Annotated in this window: 19 protein-coding genes; 9 read left to right on the top strand and 10 right to left on the bottom strand. The window is 58.6% G+C overall.

Annotated elements, in window-relative coordinates; all coding sequences use genetic code 11:
- Positions 1-240: 240 nt before the first annotated feature.
- Positions 241-1779, top strand: coding sequence for an alanine/glycine:cation symporter family protein (locus JJQ76_RS07425; RefSeq protein ID WP_210396140.1), 1539 nt, complete (start codon positions 241-243; stop codon positions 1777-1779).
- Positions 1780-2549: 770 nt separating this feature from the next.
- On the opposite strand, the gene JJQ76_RS07420 is transcribed toward JJQ76_RS07425, so the two are convergent.
- Complete coding sequence (locus tag JJQ76_RS07420; RefSeq protein ID WP_210396139.1) at positions 2550-3038, bottom strand: tellurite resistance TerB family protein; 489 nt, start codon at positions 3036-3038, stop codon at positions 2550-2552.
- Positions 3039-3181: 143 nt separating this feature from the next.
- Between JJQ76_RS07420 and JJQ76_RS07415 the strand changes: the two genes are divergently transcribed.
- On the top strand, positions 3182-4228 hold the full coding sequence (locus JJQ76_RS07415; protein WP_210396138.1) for a substrate-binding domain-containing protein: 1047 nt from the start codon (positions 3182-3184) through the stop codon (positions 4226-4228).
- 1 nt (position 4229) lies between these two features.
- Here JJQ76_RS07415 and JJQ76_RS07410 read toward each other — a convergent pair whose 3' ends face one another.
- Together JJQ76_RS07410 and JJQ76_RS07405 are read right to left on the bottom strand one after the other, a co-directional pair.
- Positions 4230-5264 (bottom strand): GGDEF domain-containing protein, encoded by a 1035-nt coding sequence (locus tag JJQ76_RS07410; RefSeq protein WP_210396137.1) that lies wholly within the window; start codon positions 5262-5264, stop codon positions 4230-4232.
- A gap of 163 nt (positions 5265-5427) precedes the next feature.
- The gene (locus tag JJQ76_RS07405) at positions 5428-6144 is read right to left on the bottom strand and encodes a YebC/PmpR family DNA-binding transcriptional regulator (protein WP_210396136.1); all 717 of its coding nucleotides are present in this window, start codon (positions 6142-6144) and stop codon (positions 5428-5430) included.
- 237 nt (positions 6145-6381) lie between these two features.
- Here JJQ76_RS07405 and JJQ76_RS07400 point away from each other — a divergent pair, with 237 nt between their 5' ends.
- Positions 6382-6891 carry a cytochrome P460 family protein gene (locus tag JJQ76_RS07400; RefSeq protein WP_210396135.1) on the top strand — a complete coding sequence of 170 codons (510 nt, stop codon included), beginning with the start codon at positions 6382-6384 and terminating at the stop codon, positions 6889-6891.
- Positions 6892-6931: 40 nt separating this feature from the next.
- Here the strand turns inward: JJQ76_RS07400 and JJQ76_RS07395 are convergent, their stop codons facing one another.
- Positions 6932-8185 carry a cyclic di-GMP phosphodiesterase gene (locus JJQ76_RS07395; RefSeq protein WP_281411965.1) on the bottom strand — a complete coding sequence of 418 codons (1254 nt, stop codon included), beginning with the start codon at positions 8183-8185 and terminating at the stop codon, positions 6932-6934.
- Positions 8186-8414: 229 nt separating this feature from the next.
- Between JJQ76_RS07395 and JJQ76_RS07390 the strand changes: the two genes are divergently transcribed.
- Together JJQ76_RS07390 and JJQ76_RS07385 are read left to right on the top strand one after the other, a co-directional pair.
- Complete coding sequence (locus tag JJQ76_RS07390) at positions 8415-9656, top strand: sensor histidine kinase (protein ID WP_210396133.1); 1242 nt, start codon at positions 8415-8417, stop codon at positions 9654-9656.
- A 153-nt stretch (positions 9657-9809) separates the two neighbouring features.
- Complete coding sequence (locus tag JJQ76_RS07385; RefSeq protein WP_210396132.1) at positions 9810-10589, top strand: hypothetical protein; 780 nt, start codon at positions 9810-9812, stop codon at positions 10587-10589.
- A gap of 56 nt (positions 10590-10645) precedes the next feature.
- Here the strand turns inward: JJQ76_RS07385 and JJQ76_RS07380 are convergent, their stop codons facing one another.
- A complete protein-coding gene (locus tag JJQ76_RS07380) occupies positions 10646-10927 on the bottom strand; it encodes a peptidylprolyl isomerase (protein ID WP_210396131.1) in 282 nt (93 codons plus the stop codon).
- Positions 10928-11097: 170 nt separating this feature from the next.
- Between JJQ76_RS07380 and JJQ76_RS07375 the strand changes: the two genes are divergently transcribed.
- Positions 11098-11751, top strand: coding sequence for a TetR/AcrR family transcriptional regulator (locus JJQ76_RS07375; RefSeq protein ID WP_210396130.1), 654 nt, complete (start codon positions 11098-11100; stop codon positions 11749-11751).
- Positions 11752-11791: 40 nt separating this feature from the next.
- Here the strand turns inward: JJQ76_RS07375 and JJQ76_RS07370 are convergent, their stop codons facing one another.
- The 3 genes from JJQ76_RS07370 to JJQ76_RS07360 all read right to left on the bottom strand — a co-directional run bounded on the left by JJQ76_RS07370 (position 11792) and on the right by JJQ76_RS07360 (position 14575).
- Entirely contained in the window at positions 11792-12547 is a 756-nt protein-coding gene (locus JJQ76_RS07370) for a TIGR01458 family HAD-type hydrolase (protein WP_210396129.1), read from the bottom strand.
- 55 nt (positions 12548-12602) lie between these two features.
- The gene (locus JJQ76_RS07365) at positions 12603-13877 is read right to left on the bottom strand and encodes an FprA family A-type flavoprotein (protein ID WP_210396128.1); all 1275 of its coding nucleotides are present in this window, start codon (positions 13875-13877) and stop codon (positions 12603-12605) included.
- A gap of 203 nt (positions 13878-14080) precedes the next feature.
- Positions 14081-14575, bottom strand: a complete 495-nt coding sequence (locus JJQ76_RS07360; protein ID WP_210396127.1) for a hypothetical protein — start codon at positions 14573-14575, stop codon at positions 14081-14083.
- A gap of 184 nt (positions 14576-14759) precedes the next feature.
- Between JJQ76_RS07360 and JJQ76_RS07355 the strand changes: the two genes are divergently transcribed.
- The 3 genes from JJQ76_RS07355 (at position 14760) to JJQ76_RS07345 (ending at position 18048) form a co-directional block, all read left to right on the top strand.
- Complete coding sequence (locus JJQ76_RS07355; protein ID WP_210396126.1) at positions 14760-15485, top strand: trypsin-like peptidase domain-containing protein; 726 nt, start codon at positions 14760-14762, stop codon at positions 15483-15485.
- Between the two features lie 254 nt (positions 15486-15739).
- Positions 15740-16876, top strand: coding sequence for a hypothetical protein (locus tag JJQ76_RS07350; protein WP_210396125.1), 1137 nt, complete (start codon positions 15740-15742; stop codon positions 16874-16876).
- Positions 16876-18048, top strand: coding sequence for a hypothetical protein (locus JJQ76_RS07345; protein WP_210396124.1), 1173 nt, complete (start codon positions 16876-16878; stop codon positions 18046-18048). Before JJQ76_RS07350 ends, JJQ76_RS07345 begins: the two co-directional genes overlap by 1 nt.
- A 445-nt stretch (positions 18049-18493) precedes the next feature.
- On the opposite strand, the gene JJQ76_RS07340 is transcribed toward JJQ76_RS07345, so the two are convergent.
- Both JJQ76_RS07340 and JJQ76_RS07335 read right to left on the bottom strand, forming a co-directional pair.
- Entirely contained in the window at positions 18494-19528 is a 1035-nt protein-coding gene (locus tag JJQ76_RS07340; protein ID WP_210396123.1) for a sodium:calcium antiporter, read from the bottom strand.
- Positions 19529-19664: 136 nt separating this feature from the next.
- Complete coding sequence (locus JJQ76_RS07335; RefSeq protein WP_210396122.1) at positions 19665-21641, bottom strand: di-heme-cytochrome C peroxidase; 1977 nt, start codon at positions 21639-21641, stop codon at positions 19665-19667.
- Between the last annotated feature and the right edge of the window lie 117 nt (positions 21642-21758).

Below are 21758 nucleotides of genomic sequence, written 5' to 3'. Positions count from 1 at the left end.
GAAACACCAACACCTGACAGCGCCGACTATTCCGTAGATCTTTGCCAATAAAAGCTCAGCTGAAAGGAGAACCATCCGCACCGCGAACTTCCGCATGAAAGGCGCCCCTGGCACTGCCAGCAGCGTAAATTTTTCTGATCACCACTGTAAATTTTCCTCATCGAATGCCGTATAATCCGCCGCTGCTTTGGGCAAGCCTCCGCCAGAGAGGCATACAACCGCTATTAGAGGAACCGTTGAATGCAAGCCTTTGTCGACTTTATGAACGGCATTATCTGGAGCCCCGCGCTGATCTATCTGTGCCTTGGCGCCGGCCTTTTCTATTCCATCCTGACCCGCTTCGTGCAGATCCGCCACTTCGGCGAGATGTGGCGCCTGTTGTTCTCAGGCAAGAGTTCCGACAAGGGGATCTCGTCGTTTCAGGCCCTGGCCGTGTCGCTGTCCGGCCGCGTCGGCACCGGTAACATCGCCGGTGTCGCTGCTGCCATCGGCTTTGGTGGTCCCGGCGCCGTATTCTGGATGTGGGTGGTTGCCTTTCTGGGCGCCGCCACCGCGTATATCGAGTCCACCCTGGCGCAGATCTACAAGGAGGAGCAAGACGGCCAATACCGTGGCGGGCCGGCCTACTATTTCGAAAAGGCGATGGGCCAGAAGTGGTACGCCTGGATCTTCGCGCTGGCCACCATCCTCGCCTGCGGATTGCTGTTGCCGGGGGTGCAGTCCAACAGCATCGGCAACGCGGTAGAGATGGCTTTCGGCCCCGGTCAGATGATCCAGACCGGCATGGGCGAGCTGAGCTCGGCAAAAATCATGTCAGGGCTGGCCGTGGTACTGATCCTTGGCTTTATCATCTTTGGCGGGGTCAAGCGGATCGCCCGCTTTACCGAAGTGATCGTGCCCTTTATGGCGCTGGCCTACATCATCATCGCCTGCGTCATCGTGGCCCTGAATATCGATGCCCTGCCCGGTATCTTTGCCATGATCCTGAGTGACGCCTTTACGCCCATGGCGGGTGTTGGCGCAGCCATCGGCTGGGGCGTAAAACGGGGCGTATACTCCAACGAAGCCGGCCAAGGCACGGGCCCGCACGCCGCCGCTGCAGCCTCGGTTCAACATCCAGCGCAGCAGGGCTTGGTACAGGCGTTCTCGGTCTACATCGACACCCTGTTCGTCTGTACCGCTACCGCGCTGATGATTCTGATCACCGGTGCCTACAACGTGCACGGTATGGGTGACAGTTTCCTGGTGCAGAACATCACCGCCAGCGCCGCCGCCAACAGCCCGGCCTTCACCCAGATGGCTGTAGAGAGCGTGCTGCCGGGCGTAGGCAAACCCTTTATCGCCCTGGCACTATTCTTTTTCTCCTTCACCACTATTCTGGCTTACTACTACATCGCCGAAACCAACGTTGCTTATATCAAGCGCAGCCTTAACATTCCCGGCCTGACGCTTGCCCTGAAGGTGGGCCTGATGAGTGCCACGTTTTATGGCGCGATCAAAACCGCTAATCTGGCCTGGGGGCTGGGTGACGTCGGCGTCGGCCTGATGGCATGGCTGAATATCGTCGGTATCGTGGCGATCTTCTTTATGGCCAAGCCGGCGCTGAAAGCACTGAAGGACTACGAAGCACAGCAGAAAGCGGGGGTCAGCGAGTACAGCTTTGATCCAGAAAAACTGGGGATTGAAAACGCCGACTACTGGACCGGCAAAGCGAAAGCCAAGCCATCCTCTCAGGCTGATGATGACGATACCCTGATGGGCGAACCTGCCCGCGCCTAAGGGAGCAGCACACTAGCAAAGGCCAGCTTCACGCTGGCCTTTTTTGTGGCCATGAGGCGGCAGCTGACGGCGCGGAGCGGACATTTTTGCTCGGCTGAGAAGCGACTCAATCAATGGCGTTTGAAGCTCATTTGCTGTGTTGCTTGAAAGCCTTTGTTCCGCCCACTCGGGCGGCCCTATTCTTTGGCAAACGTTCCAAAGAACAGGGGAAGAAAGAACTACTTGTGCCTTATGCTCCCCTGGTTCCGCCGCCCTACGGGTCCACTGCGCGCGGCAACGGTGATTCTGGCGGATCGAACGGCACATGCCTGTGCCGCAATCCGGCTCGGCGTCCATGCCTCGCCCCGCGCTTTGCGCGGGCCTGATCGAATCCCCGTCGCCGTGCTCGTCGGCTCCAAAGGGGTTAAGTCGCAGCCGAGTTACTGCATTCCTACTCACGCCAGAAAAGCAGATAACGGCACCCGGAGTGCGGCTGGCACCCCCGGCCCTTCGAAAGACGACGAGCACTGGACGCCCTTGAGGGTGTTCAGCGCGCAGGTCCCGTAGGGCGGCTTTTGCGGGCGAGTGCTTTCTTGCCTACTTCTTTATCACGACTGATAAAGAAGTAGGTCGCCGGGAGGCGAAACAGGGAATATCAAACCACTATGAAAACGAGCTTTGAAGCACCGACTTGCCGCAGCTAAGTATGTCCGCTCCGCTCCGATACCCGCCGCCGCACGATGCCGCTGTAACCACCCGCGCAGGCCGCGGGGATGGAAACCCACCGGTGGTTATTGAGGTCGAGAGCCCGTAGGCAGTGCAACGCCAAGTCGCTCAGCCACCTGCAGCTTGGTACGAATGAAATCACTGTGGGAGACATGAATCAGATCAGCCACGGTGCGAATGTAGTGGTCCTCATACTTATCCAGCTCACCATCGGCAAAGGCCACCTCCCACAGCATCGCGATCAGGCGCCGTTTGTGTTCAGAGCTGTAGTGCTCGTTGATCAGGCGAGTAAAGGGATAGAGCGAAACAGACTTGTCGACCTCCTGTCGTGCCAGCGCCAGCACTGCATCGATGGCCGCGTCCTCAAGCCCGAAGCGTGATCTAAGCCCCTGCAGCACCGCATGCTGTTCGGTGTCGTCAATACGATAGTCAGCCCGCGACGCTTCGATCAGCAACGCGGCGGTGGCGACTTTCAACGCCTGCTGTTCATCGACAGGGCTTCCGCTGCGGGTATCCAGCTGAGTGCCAAAAAACTGTTTCAAAGCATCGATCATCAGGTCAGCTCCCGGTCGGGCGATTGCGGTCCATGAAGGCTTGGAGTCCGTCGAGGCTGAATTCGTTCCGGTCGCCAAGGGGTTGCCGGTTGTGGCCAGAGGGTCTTAACTGACCTGCATAACGAACCGACTCAGAGCACGCCATGCCCACACACTATCGGGATCTCATTCACTGGCTTTCGCCTGTTTCGTTGTTACTCACGCTCCTGGCCTCCCCTGCCGGCTGGGCCGAAGCGCCGACACGCTACCTGCTGATCCCCAAACAGGAGAATAGCGAATTCTTTGAACGCGCCAAAGCCGGCTGTATCAGTGCCGCCCGCACCCTTGCGGATACCGAATGCCTCTACCGCGGACCGGCACTGACCGATTTTCGCGCCCAGGACCAGTTGCTGCAGCAACTGCTGAACGAACAGTTGGACGGCGTTGCCATCTCAGTGGTGCGCTCCGATTATCTCGCCACAAATGCTGTTGCCGCGGCCCGCACCCGGGGCATACCGGTGGTCACCTTCGATGCCGATTTCGACGAGCAGGACCTGGCCGCACAACCGGGGCTGCGGCGCACCTTTATCGGCACCGACAACTTCCAACTGGGGTTCGCCTTGGGGGAACGACTACGCCAGCTCAGACCAAACGGCGGCACACTCTGCATCCTCAACGGCCATCCGGACTCCCATAACCTGCAGTTACGCCAGCAAGGACTGCGCGCCTCTCTTAAACAATCTCGCCACCGCCTCGACCTGCGTCTGGCCGAAAGTGACTGGCAGGAACACCCCCGCTGCCCTCTCTATAACGGCGACGACATGCAGGTTGCCCTCGCCCAGCTACAGCACATGTTGCGCGAATCCTCACAACAGGATGAAGGGCTGGCGCTGGTTACGCTGGGGTTCTGGCCTCAGCTGCACCCCGATTACGCTGACACAGTCGCCCCGTTTCGCGCCCTGCTCGACCGGCACCACACCCTGCTGCTGTTCGCCGACACCCTTGACCGGCAACTGCAGCACCTGGCCAACGGCCTCAGTCATGGCAACGTGGGCCAGATGCCGGATGTAATGGGGTATGAAGCGATCATGATGCTGGAACGCATCAACACGCGGCGCGCGGTACCGCGGCGTGTGGTGACCCCGTTGCGGATCTGCTACCGCAGCGATGCCCCCGGCTGTCAGCCGCAAAACGACCGGCAGCCCCCTTAAGTCAGAGATCCGTACCGGTAAACACCCCGCCGATATCGCAACCGCGCACCCGGTTGCGACCGTCAGCCTTGGCGCGATACAGCGCTTTATCCGCACGCCCAATCAACGACTTGGCACTCTCATCGCTGCCGGCTGCAGCTACACCGACGCTGGCGGTGATAGAGATAGAGTCTCCGGCCGGAGTTTGAAACCGTTCTGCGGCCAGCGCCTGATTGATCCGCTCCATCGCTATCATGGCCCCGTTGAGATCCGCTTGCGGCATCAGTACCGCGAACTCTTCACCGCCATAGCGGTAGGCACTGTCTACGGCGCGCAGCATCCCACGCACGCAGGTTCCCACGCCCTCCAGGACCTGGTCGCCAAACTGGTGCCCCCAGGTGTCATTGAGGCGCTTGAAATGATCGAGATCCAGCATGGCCATGGCCAGCGGCTGTCGATAGCGTCGAGCCCGCTCCAGCTCGCTACTGATCTCCATATTGAAGTGACGCACGTTGAACAGCCGAGTCAACTCATCCAGCGAGCTCAGTTCGCGATAGCGCTGTTCACTGGCTATCAACCGTTGTTCGGCCTGCTTGCGCTCGGTTATCGGAGTCAGGGTTTCAATCGCGCCGACGATAGCACCCGCGCTGTCGTGCAACGGTGAAGCGGTGAACGCCAACCACTCGCCGCGGTCACCCAGATCCGGAAAGAAATCCTCGGCAACAAAGGCCCCCTCCAACAGCTGCGAGGGGTGATATTTATCGCGATAGAAGTCATCAACCCCTCGCTCCAGATTGCCGGCCACGATCAGGTCGGCCATGGTGGGACGGCGATGACTGTAGAACGCCTGCCAGTGATTGCTGCTACCGACGATCGTTCCGGCTCTGCACCCACTCAGCGTTTCCAGCGCGCGGTTCCAGTGGGTAACAACATGGTGCTGATTGATCACAAAAGCGGGAATGGCGATATTGTCTATCAGTTGCTCAATAACTGCATCATCGAGCCCCTCGGTGACCGCCGCCATGATCTGATCATCCGCAGACCGCTTTGAATCCATCAAGGTACCTCTTGTAAAACCCGACAGCGCACGCCTCGGCCGCAGGATGGGGGACAGAGGGCCGGTATCCGTTAATCTTAGTCGCTAATTACCCCTGTCGCTCCGATCGTCAGGCACAAAAAAGCCCGCTAGATGGCGGGCTGTGGATCGGCAGCCGGACTGGTCAGAACTCGGCGTTGTGGTAGACCCGCTGCACATCGTCGACATCGTTGAGCATATCAAGGAAGCGCTCCAGCAGCGCCACGTCGTCACCCGCCACCGCGGTCATGGTCTGGGGTAGAAACTGGATCTCGTCCACTTCGAACTCACCACCCTCAAGGTAGTCGCCGAGAGCGTTGCGCGCCTTGGCGTATTCGGTATGCGGTGCAAAGACGGTGATCTTGCCCTCTTCGCATTCGATGTCGGTGACGTCCACGTCAGCCATCATCAACGCTTCCAGCACCGCCTCTTCGTCGTCACCGGCAAATACGAAGATGGCGCAGTGATCGAACATGTGGGCCACGCTCCCCTGAGTGCCGATCTTGCACTTGGTCTTGGTGAAGCAGTTACGAACGTCGCCGAAGGTGCGGTTGGGATTATCGGTGAGGCATTCGATCATCACCATGCAGTTACCGGGACCGAACCCTTCGTAGCGAGCCGGTGAAAAATCCTCGCCGCCGGCACCGCTGGCCTTGTCCAGCGCCTTCTCGATCACATGGGAGGGTACCTGATCACGCTTGGCCCGCTCGATCAGGCCACGCAGGGTCAGGTTGCCGTCCGGGTCAGTACCGCCGGATTTGGCGCAGACGTAAATTTCACGTCCGTACTTGCTGTACACCTTGGATTTGGCATCGGAGGTTTTGGCGATCGATTCTTTACGGTTCTGATAGGCGCGGCCCATGGCGGTCTTCCACTCGCTGACAAATAAACAGGAGTGCGAAGTCTACGTTTTTCGGTCACCGGAGTGAATCATCGGGCGTAAAAACCCTCTCGGGGACCTGGCTGACAGGCAAGACAACGCGTACGCAGGATGCGGTGACCAGCGGCGGTATCGACTATCTTCAAACATGCATAGCCGCCCGCCGGCATGCACGGTTCGCGCTTCGCCCGCGGGCGACCCAACCCGGAGGTACTCCCCATGAAATCCCCAGCACTGGTTGCAGCCCTGACTCTGGGCTTGCTCGCCCCGCCCCTGTGGGCCGGGCCTGAAAATGTCGCTGACCCCGGCAACTACCGCACCAGTTTTACCCAGTACTTCAGCGGCGATCGCACCGCAAACGACAAACAGGTGATTCGTATATTCGCCAACGAAACCGCTATCGCCGGCAAGCAAAAGGACGGCAAGCTCCCCTACGGTTCGGTGGTGGTCGGCGAGCTCTACAGCGTGAAGCTGGGCGCAGACGGCACCGCAAAAGTCAGCGATCTGGGTCAACGGATTCCCGACCAGCTAGCGGCTATCGTGGTAATGGAACGCGGCAAGGGATTCGATCAGGGCTACCCCGACGCCCTCACCACCGGCGACTGGGAATTCGCGGTATTCAGTCCAGCCGGCGAGCGACTGGATAAAGACATCACCGCCTGCCGCACCTGCCACCACCCGCTCAGCGACAAGGAGTTTCTGTTCTCCTATCAGCACCTCGGGCAGTAGCCACAAGGCCGTCGCAGCCACTGCGGCGGCCTGGCGACCGTTACAGCGAGTCGACGAAGTACCCCATGCGCTCCTCTATCCCCAGATACTGATAGATCCTGCTGGGGTACTCGCCCGGCTTGAGCACCGCCTCGACCTCCAGCTGCGGATGCTCTGCCAGATTGACGATCAGCGCTTCCTCCTTGGGTACTTCATCACTGTAGAGCAACAGTTCCGGCCGCAGCAGCTGCTTGGGGTTAACCGCCACCACCAGACCGATGCTGTCATCGTTCAACCTCACCACCGTGCCGGGTGGATAGACCCCCATATGGTGGATAAACAGCTGCAACAGCTCGTTGTCCAGTTTGTCTGCGTAGCGTTTGAACATCAGTGCCAAGGCGTTTTTTGGCGTCAACGACTCCTGTGCCACGCGGGCGTTACAGAGGTTGTCGTAGATGTTGCAAATAGAAACGATCTGCACCTGTTTGGGAATCCGGGCCCCGCCAATGCCATGGGGATAACCGCTGCCATCCAGATATTCGTGATGCAGTTCGATAATAGCCTGTGCCATTTTCGGCAGCGTCCGCACCTTCTCGGTGAGCCGACGCCCCAACACCGGATGCTGCTGCAGGACACGCTCTTCCGGCAGTGTTAGCTTGCCGATTTTGGTCACCACCTGTGACGGCAGCGCGATTTTCCCTATATCGTGTAACAGCGCACCCAAAGCCAGCTGACGCAGAGCCTCGCCCTTGAGCCCCGCCGCCGAACCCAGCATCAGGCTCAGCACCGTGACGTTGACGTTGTGGTTGTAAAAACTGTGCTCCCCGGCCCCGAGATTGACCAGATTGGTGAGCAGCTCGCTACTGCCATCGAACTCCGCGGCCAACCCCTCAACCACCTCATCGGCATCCTGGATCGCGTTCGCAGGCTCGGTGCTCAGCGCCTTGGCGATCTTCTTCATCTTCTCCGCCTGCTCACGGTACTTGCTCGCCACGCTGTTATGACGCTGGCGATACCCCTGCGCCTTGCTCAGGGTGGCCTGCTTTTCAGCCATCATATCGTCGGCGTTCGGGGCGCTGTCGTCGCTCTTGGGCGGCGGCGGGTTCCGTATGGCGTTACGGTCCGACCTGGCCGGAATCACCGTGATCTCGCACAGCCCCAAACCCTTGATGGTCTCAATATCCTTGGCCTTGGTCAGTTTGAAGCGCGCAAACAGAAACGGGTGCTTGGTCCAGCCCATTTCCAAGTCAACGAACATACCGAGCCGAAGTTTATCAACCGGGATTCTGAGACTTTTTTCCTCTGGCTTTTTCATGCGATCGGTGTTGCCATGGTGTGATACAACTCGCGAGGGTAATGGATCGGCATAGCTTAACGCGAAGCCGCCCATTTGTATTAGATACAGATCATTTCCACCATCGGTTCAAGCCGCCACTATATTGCTTTGGGCTTATGGAAGCGGCGAATAAAGGCTAGACTAACTCGCGTGACGGCAGTGCCTCAGGCACGCCTCAAAGAAGGACGACCACACTCAGGGAGCGAGTATGTCTGACCCGGTTCAACAAACCATTCTGGCTATTGACGACAGTGCCTCAGCGCGAGAGTTGCTGGCACACCTGCTGCAACTTCAGGGTTATCAGGTGTATACCGCCACCGACGGCACCACCGGCCTGGAAGCGGTAGCCGAGGTGCAGCCTGATCTGATTCTGCTGGACATCAACATGCCGGGGCTGGATGGTTTTCAGGTTTGCGAGCAACTGCAGGATGAACCGGCATTCAGCAACATTCCGGTGATTTTTCTTAGTGCCAATTCCGACTCCGACAGCAAAGTGCGCGCCTTCAGCAGCGGCGGGGTCGACTTTCTCACCAAGCCGTTTCAACCGGAAGAGCTGCTGGCCCGGGTTTCGACTCACCTCAAACTGCAGCGCTACCAGCAGCGCCTGCAGGGCAAGAACCAGGAGCTGAAACAGCTGCTCGACGATCGCGAACGACTGCAGGGGCAGGTGATCCAGAACGAAAAAATGGCCTCCATCGGCACCCTGGCCGCCGGCGTTGCCCACGAGATCAACAACCCGATCGGCTACGTCAACTCGAACCTCACCAGTCTGGGGCACTACGTCGATAACCTGATGACGCTGCTTGACCTGTACCGACAGGGCGAAGCCACGTTGAGCGACCAGCAGCTGGCGAATGCGATCCGCAACCACAAACGCCAGATCGACTACGACTACCTGGTCGACGACCTGCCGGCCCTGATCAACGAATCGATCGAGGGGCTGGAGCGGGTCAAAAACACCGTACTTAACCTGAAGAACTTCTCCCACGCAGGCACCGGTGAAAAGGTCTGGTGCGACCTGCAACAAGAGGTGGAAAACACCCTCAGCGTGGTCTGGAACGAACTCAAGTACAAAGCTGAGGTGGTCAAAGAGTACCGCAACGTGCCCAAGGTGTACTGCGTGCTGTCCCATATCGGCCAGGTTCTGATGAACCTGCTGGTCAATGCCGCCCACGCAATTGAAGAGCATGGCACCATCCGGATCAGCACCGGCTGTGACGCCCACTGGGCCTGGGTGGATATCGAGGACGACGGCAAGGGGATCCCTGCCAACGTATTACCGCATATCTTCGACCCCTTTTTTACCACCAAACCGCAAGGACAAGGAACGGGGCTCGGTCTCTCGCTGTCGCTCGGCATCATCGAAAAACACCAGGGCAAGCTCGAAGTTCAGAGCGAGGTGGGCAAAGGCAGTCGCTTTCGGATCAAGCTGCCGCTGGATCCGGATTGACACCAAGCCCCTCAGACCACCCATCATGATGAGCACCAGGTGTCATAATAATTTACACCGCCCTGCCGAAACCTTCCCAACCTGTTGATAAATAAAGAACGGCATAAATCATGCTTACTCAAAGTTGGCATAAACACACGCAGGAGGCCTGCCATGAAGCTAAAGATTGCGGGTGCCGCTCTCGGCGCCATACTACTGTCAACCTCTGCCTGGGCAGTCCCTACTCCCATTGATCTCAATACTTTCGTTCAGGAAGGACCACTCGGCAACGGTAACTGGAATGTGGCTGGGGATGGGAACAGCGTTACGCAAACCATCAACGGCAACCCGACGGCTTTCGTTAGTCCCAACGATTTCTTCAACACTCAGTTTCAAGGTTCGTTTTCGGCTGGCAACGACGGGGATGACGACTACATGGGGTTCGTCTTCGGCTTTGACGCTGACGACACCACGCCGTTTTTCCTGTTCGATTGGAAGCAGGGCCAGCAACTCGGATCGGCACCCGGCTTTTACCTGTCAGAGGTCACCGGCGGACTCAATGCAATCCCGTTTGCCAACCACCATCTCAGCACGACTGGTTACAATGTAATCGCTACCAGCCTAGGTATGGGATGGGTTGATAACATTGTTTATGACTTTACTCTGGAGTATACGGAGACGCTGATCAAAATAGATATTGCAGGCGGCGCTTTTGGCGCTGGCCAAACCATTTTCAATATCGCGACCGTAGGCAACACCACCGGTCGTTTTGGTTTTTACAACTACTCTCAGTCGCAAGTCACCTATCAAGGCTTTACCGAGGCTGCGGCTCCCTCATTTTGTGAGCAGAACCCCAGCTCCCCACAGTGCACCAACCAAGTTCCGGTACCCGCACCAATCGCGTTAATCGGCCTTGGATTGCTGCTCATGAGACGCACAGCACTACGCTCATGAACAGAAAAAAAGGCCACCTTGCAAGGTGGCCTTTTTAGACATCCCGGATATTCAGCTCAATCGTCCCGCTGGGTCACTTCCAGCAAGTGGTAACCGAACTGGGTACGCACTGGCCCCTGCACGGTGCCGACTTCGGCGCTAAACACCACCTGGTCAAATTCAGGCACCATCTGGCCACGGCCAAAAGATCCCAGATCACCGCCCTGACCGCCGGAGGGGCAGCTGGAATGGGTTTTCGCCAGTTCACCAAAATCGGCTCCGGCTTCAATCTCTGCTTTCAGCGCCATGCACTGGGCTTCGCTGTCCACCAGAATGTGACGCGCGCTTGCTCTTGCCATGATCATCTCTCTCACTTGTGGTTGGGGGACCAGCCGCAGCCGGTTTACCGGCACTCTGCCTTGTGTCGGGCCACAGATCAACCGTTGCCCCGGGATTTCGCACCGCAGCCGGGGCCGCTAGCGCACAGCGACTATAGTAACCGGTGCCGGAACCATCAAGGAGCGACACCATGCCCCCCCACACCCCCTCGGCCGACGCTATTCTCGACGCAGCCCTCAAACTGGCGGACCAACAGAGCTGGGAGAGCCTGCGTCTGCATCAGGTGGCGGATACACTGGGCTGTTCACTGGAACAGATCCGCACCCATTACCGCCAGAAAGAGGATCTGATCGACGCTTGGTTTGATCGTGCCGACCGTGCCATGTTGCTGGCGGTGGCGACACGGGAATTCAACACCCTGCCGCCGTTGCAGCGGATCGAACAGGTGATGATGGAGTGGTTGCTGGCGCTGGCGCCGCACCAGCGAACCACCCGGCAGATGCTGCTCGGCCGACTGGAGCCCGGTCACCTGCATATCCAGATCGCCGGCATCATGCGCATCAGTCGCACCGTGCAGTGGATGCGTGAAGCCGCCGGACGTAATGCCGCCCACCTCAATCGCGCGGTGGAAGAATCGCTGCTGACCAGTCTCTATCTGGCTACCCTGAGCCGCTGGTTACTGGACGATTCACGCGATTTCGCCAACACCCGGCGGCAACTGCAGCGCCGGCTTAAACGACTGGAGCCGCTGTTGAAGCTAACCGAAGGGCAGCGTGAGCGACCGTTGGCCCTGCTACCTAGCGCCAAGCCCCAGCCCGGGCAACAGACACCGGTTCAACACTGACAGCGGTCAGCACTGCACAGTCAAGCCGGGGCGCCAGCCGCTAGGGTGACAGCGCCAGCTCGACCGCCTCGGTTACGGACGCCACGCATTGGAACTCCCCGCTGATTCGCTGCTCATCCCCCGGTTCATACTTGCCGGTACGCACCAAACAGCCACCCAGTCCGGCGGCCAACGCCCCTTCTACATCACCATGAACGTCATCGCCCACCATCAACACCTGGTCAACGTGCAACCCGGTAGAGGCCAGTACCTGGGCAAAGAACGCCGCCGAGGGCTTGCCGATAATCACCGCTTCACAACCGGCGGCATACTCGATCGCGGTAACAAAAGCACCGGCATCCAGATGCAGCTCGTCATCCAGGCGAAAATAACGGTTGCGACCGATGCCGATCAGCGGTGCTCCGGCATGGCAGAGCTGAAAAGCGCGATCCATGGCGGCGTAGCTGAAGCCTTCAGCGGCATCACCAACCACGACCGCGTTGGGTGCATGCTGGTCGAGATCGGCAAACTCGGAACGAATTGCGTCATGAATCAGACAGTAGGGCCGCAGGCCGTGGTTGACGACCCAGTCATGGGCGGCGCGGGGTGCGGTAAACAGCGCTTGCGGCTCGATCTCCAGACCGATGGCGGCCAGATCCTGAACCAACTGGTTGCCCGTGCGCCGCGATGTGTTGGTCACAAAGCGCACCGTCACGCCACCGGCGCGGGCCAGTGCCAGCGCCTCTGCGGCCCCCGGCAACGCCTCGTGGCCGCTGTACAGCACCCCGCTGAGGTCGAAAAAGATCCCTTGATACATGGCTCCTCCCGCTTACCTCTGGTGGCAGTGAGTATAGAAGCTGTACCGGAGTCGTTCAGTCGTCGCTGCGCAGCGCCCGGGCCATATCGACGCCAAACTGCTGGCACTCCGCCAGCTCCGCGTCGGTGGGGATCAGCCGGACCTGCTTGCCGGTCAGGGGCACCTGAATCTTCAGCCCCTTGAGGCGGTCCTCCACCAGACCCACCGCCTCGCCGCTCCAGCCAAAGGAGCCGAACACCGCGCCACGCTTGCCACGCACCTCGATCAGCGCCAGCGACGACAGCAGATCCCACACCGGTTTGACCGAATCGCCGTTGATGGTGGGCGTACCGAACATGATACCGTCAGCGCCTTCGATCAGGTCCACAAAGGGGGCCACCTCACTGCCCTCCAGATCGTAGAGCGAGGCACGCACACCCTCCACCTGGCAGGCGCCGGCGTAGATCGCCTGCGCCATCCGTTCGGTGTTGCCGTAGGAGCTGATGTAAAAGATCAGCAGGGTCTTCTCGTCGGCGCCCACCTCGCTGTTGAACGCCGGCTGTGACAGCTCACGATAGCGCGTCAGATAATTGCGCGGATTATCGCGCAGCACCGGCCCATGGGTCGGCGCAATGATCGCCAATTCAAGGGGGTCGATCAGCGCCAGCGCATTCAGTACATAGCGTTTGAACGGCCGCATGATATGGGCGTAGTAGTACTCGAACGAGAAGCGGAAGTCGCCCACCCGGTCGTTGAACAACCGCGGGTCGCAGAAGTGGCAGCCGAACACGTCACCGGAAAACAGCACCCCCTCCTCGGGCAGATAGGTGCACTGGGTATCGGGCCAGTGCAGAAAGGGGGTATGCAGAAAGCTCAGGGTGCGATCACCCAGCGACAGGCTGTCACCGGTATCGACGCTGGTGAACTCGAACTCGCTCCCTTTGAGCAACGCCTTCAACATCACCTGCGCTTTCTTGGAGATAAACAGCCGTGCCTGCGGCGCCCGCCGCATCAGTTCCGGCAGCGCACCGCTGTGATCCGGCTCCAGATGATTCAGCACGATGTACTTGATCTCCTCATAGCGAGCGACCGACTCCAGCCGGCTGAAAAACTCGGCAGAAAAGGACTCCTTGACCGTGTCGATCACCGCCACACCCTCGCTGCCACGCACCAGATAGCTGTTGTAACTGGTGCCGTTGGCGGTCTTAAGGATGATGTCGAAAGTACGCAGGCCGGGGTCCAGCGCGCCGATCCAGTGAACCGACGGTGAGATCGCCACGGCGTCGCGGGTGTCGGCCGGATTGGCCGCCGTCTGGACAGTCAGCGTCGGGGTAGCCAGGGGTGCAGTCATGGGGTACGCCTTGTCAGGTTGCGGGTATTACCGGGAGCTGTTGCAATCCCCATGCCCCTCCCAAATCACCTTGGCAAGCAGCAATAGCAGCGGTTAACCACCGCGGATCGCCATTCCTGTCACAATCGCTGTCACAAAGCCGACAACGGTTGTCGGACAAAACGCTGGGGCGTTCCCTCCGGGTAAAGCGGCGAGATGGCCGCTCAGATGGAATGATCCGCCACCGTTTGCAGCAGCGCGGCGGCACCCAATCGGTCGTTGGCGTCCAGCGCCTGCACCTGTTCCAGCATCGCCACCGCCTGCGGCTGCTCGCCCATCCGCAGCAACAGCAGCGCCGCGCCCTTGAGCGCCATCAGGTAAAAACGCACCAGGGTAAAGGAGCGACCGACGCCAGCCTGCAGATGGTTCGAATCGATCTGCCGCCAGTCCTCGGGAAAGCCGATCAGCGGCGCCACCACGGCCATCGCCCGGTGAGCCACCGCCAGCGCGTCGGCATGACGGTGCTGGTAAAAGTAAAAACGGTAGCGCGCCACCAGCACCGTGAGATCCTCTGGCGCCAGCGCCGCCGCCCGCTGCAACAGCGCATCGGCACCGCCGTCGGCATAACGTTGTGCGGCCTGGGCAATCAACGCCTGCACCTCGGGCAGCGAAGGCTGGTCGAAATAGAGTGGTTCGGGAGCGAAATCCTGCAGATCCATAGTGGTTCTCCTGCGCCGGCCTGATGCGGATTGTCGGTTTTGTCAGCCAGCCCACTCCGGCTGCAAGTTTAGCGCCAGCCCGCAGACCACCCCGTTGCCCGCCCTGTAGCCCACCCGGCTGACCGCAGAGTAACGCTACAGCTGCTATTCTGATGCAGCCCCCATCACCTCAGCCGGACCCGCCATGGCCATCGACCGCGTGTTGCTCACCACCACCCCGATTCAGACCTTTGCTGGCCAGCAGGCGCTGACCAACGCCAGCGGATTCTTCTTTGCAAACAACCAGCGCCTGTTTCTGGTGACCTGCCGCCACGTGCTGATCGACGCCGACAGCGGCCACCACCCGGACCGGATCGAGATCGAACTGCATATCGACCCCAGCAACGCCACCCAATCAGTCAACTACTCCATCCCCCTCTACCACCAGGGCACCGCCCTCTGGCGCCAAGGGGAAGACAGCGCCGGCGCGATCGACGTGGCGGTGATCGAGATCGACCGCAGCGCCTTTCCCAAACCGGCGGTCTACGCCGCCTTTGGCCCCGACCATCTGCACCCCGACCTCGACCGGGTAACGATCGGCACACCGATGCTGATCATCGGCTTTCCACTGGGATTCCACGACACCCTGCATCACCTCCCGGTAGCGCGCCAGGCGATCAACGCCTCGTCGTTTTCGCTCCGTTTTCAGGGCAGCGGCTATTTTCTTACCGACGCCCGCACCCATCGAGGCTCCAGCGGTGCGATGGTGGTGATGCGCAATGACGCCGCCGCAGACGATCAACTCCCCTGGTGGCTGATGGGCGTTCACTCCGCCCGGCTGGATGTGAGCAACCGCGAAGAGGGCGTGGACGAAGCACTGGGACTGAACTGCGCCTGGTTTGCCGACATCCTGCTCACCCTGACCCGTTAACCCACCCGCTTATCGCCGCTGCTACGCCGCCGATCCTGCGCAGGCGTTAAAAAGCAGAACTAAGCCCGTTGCAATTGAGGGGCTAAATGGTTACAAACAGGGTTGAGCAGCGGCCAGTTTTATTAGCAAAAACAAATAAATAGTCATCGCCGCATTGCACTTCAACCCGTGTGCCGTTTTCAGGGAGGAAATATGGCAACCGCAGCTACCGCACCCAAACCGGCCTGCCCGCCGCGCACACCGCAGGCGCTGCGGTGAAAAAGATCCTCTACAGCGGTAACGATGCCAGCGGGCGCAATCAAAGCGGCTTTATCGACGCCGGTAGCAACCGCGACGCCCTCGATAGTTTGCATCAGCAGGGGCTGAACGACGTCCAGCTGCACGACGACGCCGCGTTGGCGATCCCCCGCGACGATCTGGATCGTTTAAGCCCGAAGCAACAGGCCGCGCTGGCCAAGTTCGAACTGCAACTACGCCAGCACCCCAGCACTCTCACCTTTATTCGCGGCATCCTCTGGCAGAGTCGATGGCTGATCACCCTTGGCGTCGGCCTGATCGGCTGGGGCCTTTACAGTGACACTCTGTGGCTGTGGCTCTGCGGCATCCCCATCGCCACCGCCCTGCCCGCCTACGCACTGCTCAACTACCGCACCGCCCAGCGCTACGACGCCCTGCTGCGCGCCTCTGCGCTGGGTGAGAACCAGCAGGTGCGGGAACTGGTGGAGCAACTCAAGCCGCAGTTCACTCAACCGGAGATGGCCTTCGACCTCGCGATCCGCAACGCCTGCGCCCTACGCGACAGTGAACCGCTAGCCACCGCGCTGGAGAGCCTCACCCCCTGGCGCCACGCCATCGAGGAGTCCTCACCGGGGATGTTCGAAGGCCAGACCGCGCTGGTATTCCACGCCTACCGCAAGTACGACGGTTTTCTGCAGCAGATGCGCCTCGCTTACCGCCATTCCAACGAAAGCCCCACCATCGCCGTCGACCTGGCGCTGACGGAAGCCCGCTTTGGCGATCTGGAACGGGCGGAAGAACTGCTCGCCAGCATCATGAAGGAGCAACTACCGCCCCACGGCCAACCTTTTATCCACTGGACCCGCGGCCTGATCGCCAAACGCCGCGGCGAACCGGAAGCCCGCCAGCACCTGCGCACCGCCCTTACCGGCCTCACCGCCATCGGCGAAAGCCCCGCCGTCTGGCCCGCCCTCGCCCTTTGTGCGGGGTATTACCTGTCGGTGCTAGACCCCGAGCGGGATAAGGAAGAGGCGGAGCTGTTGATGGGGATGTTTGGGGAGATTTTGATGGGTGGTGGCGATGGCCTGCTCCACACAGAATTGTGCACCAAAGTTCATGTGCTGCACCAACGACACAGAATTATTAATTCATAATGGATAAAACGTACGCAGAGTGGCTTTTAGTTATTGCTATCGGCTTATCGATAGTAGCCCTCGGTGCAATACTAGATTTTTTTCTAAAAGACAAAGAAGTACGAGTTATTCATGACAGGCTTTATAAGTGGTCAACACTAATTTCCGACCTACCATTACTAGAGTGGCAAATTAGAATAGCAAGAAAAGCCGAGAGCTTTCTTTCGTTTATTACTGACATATCAATCGGAAAAAACATCGAAAACACAAACATTAAAAACAACAACGAGCACGAAACAGTAACAAGAGTAAAAATAAACAGATCTCAAAGAATAAAAAACTATATAGTCATTGCTATAATCGTTTCTATTTCGTGGGTGACTATATACACAATATATAAAAACATGTGGATATTTCAAATATTTGGAATACTTGGAATATTTATCCTATTACCTTTGATAGTAATGTTTCAGCAAGTTTTTTTTAGCAATGAAAGACTAGGTATAATAATACAGGAAATATCATTTGTTGCTATAGTAAGCAGCTTTTTTAGTTGCATAATAACGACCATAGCGATAGTAGTATCAAAATACTTGATACCTACAGAAATTCTAGATTCCCACTGGTTCCATATAGAAAACAAATCACTAGTTGTGACAAGGCCTTTTCTTCTAGCATCTATAAATTATATATTCGATTTTCTAACCATATGGATTACGCTTCACTTGCTGAGAAGTGTAATTAGCAGAAAAAGAAATCTAGCCCTAGCATCAATTGTTGATATCTTAGCCAGCTACATCCTCATGATAACACTATACACCGGCTTAACCATAATTACACCTAACAACGAACTGAGCATTATTGATTCATTATTACATTCATTAAACTCAACATACAATAATGCAGAAAACATAGTAAATCTGATATATCAATCGAAAGAATGGCATGATTTTAAATGGGAAAAAGATCTTCATCTAACGCCTGTACTTTCATCCACCTTTGCCCCTGTAACCGTTTACATGTCAGTATTTTTTGCTATATCCCTATTAAAGCCTTTTGTGTGGATAACAGCGAGATTCTTTTCCGTAATATCTAGCAGGGAGGAGTCTGTTTTTAAACAGCTAGGCACCCTTATCACGTTAATAATGGCCGCAGCAAAAGCAGTGTTCGACTACTTAACAATTCAGCCATAATATCAAATACTGATTCTGATCCTAAAGCGCACGGGGCAGGACTTGCTTTTATACTTGTTGCGCACCTCAGCATGTTACGGCAACCCATAGCCCCTTTGGAGCCGACGAGCATGGGGTGAAGAATCCGATTAAGGCCCGCAAGGGGCGAGCGCTGGATGCGCGAAGCGGCGGCAGTATGGCCAGGGACGGCCATTCTGACGATCCCCGGATTGTTCGCGCCACGCGCAGTGAACCCGCAGGGCGGCGGAACCAGGGGAGCATGGGGCACGGGTAGTTCTTTCTTCCCCTGTTCTTTGGAACGTTTGCCAAAGAATAGGGCCGCCCGGGTGGGCGGAACAGAAGCCCTCAAGCCGCACTGCTAATGAGCGCTAACAACCTGCCCCGCCAGTAACAAGCAAAGCCACGTCACATCACACCGATGCAAGGTTACACCCCTTCAGGCCCCTCAACTACTCACCAACACCACCACTCCCCCCAGATACAACAGCAACATCAACGCACTCTCGAAGCCGATATTGGCAACCCCGTACTTCTCCCGCCGCAGCATCCCCAGCATCAGCACCGCCGCCATCACCAGACTCAACACCAGCCAGAACGACTGCTGGTGAGTCACCGCGTGATAGATGGAACCCTGGCGATAAAACAGATCCGACAACGACAGAAACAACACATCAAAGGTGTTGCCACCGATGATGTCGCCTACGGCCAACGTCAACGCTCCGCGGCGCACCGCGGCGATGGCGATCACCGCCTCTGGCAATGAGGTGGTAGTGGCGGTGAACAGGGTGCCGACCAGCCCCTCACTGAGTCCGGTCAGCGCCACCAGCTCCAGACTGGCCTCCGCCAGTACCCAGCCGGACACCGCCACCGCCACCGCCAACAGCAGAAATTCCGTCCACAATCGCAGCAGCCGGCGCCGTGGCGGGCGCTGTTGGCGCTGGGGTTCCTCGTGGGTTTCGTGGGTTTGTTTCGGGTACCACATCGGTTGCTGATGAGCCCCGGAGGTCAGTTTTAGCCCCAGCAGATACGCGCCGAACAGCATTACCGAGATCGGGTGCAAACCGAACCAGGTGACATCAGGGGTATGCCCGGCCAGCACCGCGACCGCCAGCAACATGATCAACACCCCACCCTGGACCAGATTGGCCTCTGAGGCGGCCGCGTGCTCCAGGTTGGCGCGCCGATAGGCCATATCGGCCAGTGCCAGAAAGGTGGTTTGCGCCGCGATGCCCCCCACCGCGTTGCTGACCGCCAACTGGGGGTGGCCCTCATAAGCGGCGGTCAATGAGGTGACCAACCCCGACAGCGAGGTCATCGCGCCCAGAAACACCGCGCCGACGATCGCCTGCCCCAGGCCAGTAGAATACGCCAGCCGTTCGGCGCGCACGGTGATGGTAACCCCGCACAGGGCGATCGTCAGTCCGGCGATCACAAACACCGCCAGACTCAGGGTGACCGAACCGCCGATTATGGATTCCATAAAACTGCGCCCACGGCCCTCCTGCCCCATACCAGAAACAAAGCCAAGCCGAGCGGGATCAGTATCCTGCCGGCTTGATGCTAGTTCCCACTACTGTAGTCGAGATGGCGCAGCCGTTACCCGCCGATGCTGTGCGCTACAGGGTCTTCAGGTACTCCACCAGCGCTCGCCGCTGCGGCTCGGTAATCGGCTCGTCAACCACCGTGGTCACCACCTTACCCGAGGGATCGCGAATCACCTTGCCGCTGCTATCCACCTTGGGGAATGGCGTTTTGCCGACCGCGTACTCGTGCCCGGCGTTGCTGTTGCTGGGCAACGAGGTATCAAACACCAGCTGCGGATATTGCCCGATATCGAGCTGCACAAAGCCGACTTTTTCCGGGTCCAGTTCGCGGTTGCCGACGGTGAACCGGTTTGGCCGGCAGGCTTTGCCCGCGGCGATCTCCTGATCGCTGCAGCTGGGCAGGAACAGGTCGTACAGGCTGGGTACCGAACCGTTGTGCAGGTAGGGGGCTGTCGCCCAGATACCGTGCAGATTGCGCCCCTTGTAGGTGTTCAGATAGCCATTGGCGACCTCAAAGTCGACGTTACGATCGAGGTTGGATTTGCCCGACAAGGCGTTGTAGGGGTTGTCGACAAAGGCAGCGATAAAGGTGCCCACTTTGCGCCAGAAGCCTTCAGTCATCACCCCGCGGGCAACGCTGCCCAGCGCCGGTGCCACCGCCACCTGCTGGGTATTGAGCGGGTCGGAACCACATGGCACCAGATCGGCACCGTCGTACAACCCCCGGTCACCGCAGGCTCTGAGTGCGTTGGTCGCCATCAGGGGATCGGTGCCGATCATCTGCACGCTGCTGAACTGGGCGCGGATCATACGGCCCGTGTCGGTACGATCGACCGGTTCAGCGCCGTTGATCTCCTGCTGGAAGGTGTTGCCGGAATGGCACCAGTTGCATTTGAACTGACGGTAGACCCGGGCACCCTCTTCAGCCAGTGACCAGTCGATCGCCAGGCGCGGGTCGGGCTCCGGCAGGGTTGCGTTGACCGCGTCGGCCATATCGGTCCACAGCGGCGAACGCAGATCCTTGAGGTGCGACTCCAGCCGCACCTGGTTGCGCGACTCGACCGATGAGGGATAGTCGTAACGACCGGGCCGCTTGGGCTTGACCTCAAAGGTGGCGAACACCCCCAGTACCTCTCCGGTATTGCGCCCCAGCGGGCCAAACCCCAGGCTGGAGGTGTTATCGGCGATACCGTTCCACTGCACGAAGTCGTGCTGCGGGGTGCCCCACAGGTGCGGATAACTGACCGGTGCGTTGGCCGGGTTGGTAATCTGGTTCGGCTCCAGGTGGACCATGATGCGATTAAAAATGCGCCCGAACGCATCCAGCCGGCCGTAGCCGTAATCAACCACCGTTGGCTGACCGTCCACTTGGTGAACCGGAAGGTTCATCAGGTTATAGCGGCGAATATCGTCGTAGACCGCGGCTACCTCCTGCTTGAACGCTGCGCGCTTGTCGGCGTCGGCCCCGGCGCCGAGCACGTCATCCGCCAGTTGCTCAAACCGCGGCCCCGACCGGCTCTCTTCCAGGGCCTGCTCCAGCTCTTCAAACATCAGCTGGAAGTTGGCCATCGCCGGGCCACCATCGATGCGGATCGCCAGATCGCGCACGTTGACCTGACCGGTGTGGCAGGCCGCACAAGTCAGACCAACGTAGTCCTTGCCCTGGTAGCTGTCGATCACAAATCCGACCGGCAGTCCGTCGCCGTTGTCCAGCGAGGGCGTCTGCACCAGATAGCGCAGGCGGTTCATGTTGTCGTCGCTGCGAAACAGCTCATCGCTGCCGGGTTGGCGCAGATGGAGAAACAGCCGGTAGGGCATCAGGTCGGAGCCCTGGGTAGTGTTGTAGAACCAGAGGCTGTCATCCGATGCCCAGTTTTGATCCAAGTACACCACTTGTTTCGCCGAGTCGCCAAAGTACTCCGCTGCCATGGCCACCCCGTTGTGGTCGCCACTGGGAAAGCCCTGAGAGAAGTAGGTACAACCGGACAGGAGCGTCACAGACAGCAGCCCAACCAGCAGCACGCCTCGCTGCCATACATCTGTTTTCATCGAAGTACTCTCCTGCCACAACCACATAATTTATAAAACAGATTAGTGTATGAATGATTTAAACGGATAACTTAATAAATACCGCGCCAATTATCGGGCCCGATAAATGGAAGGCAC

Source organism: Motiliproteus sediminis (assembly GCF_017912535.1).
In the GTDB taxonomy this organism is placed as follows: Bacteria; Pseudomonadota; Gammaproteobacteria; order Pseudomonadales; family Balneatricaceae; genus Motiliproteus; species Motiliproteus sediminis.
Note: the sequence above shows the minus strand (reverse complement) of the source record. Positions and strands in the feature narration are given on the sequence as shown.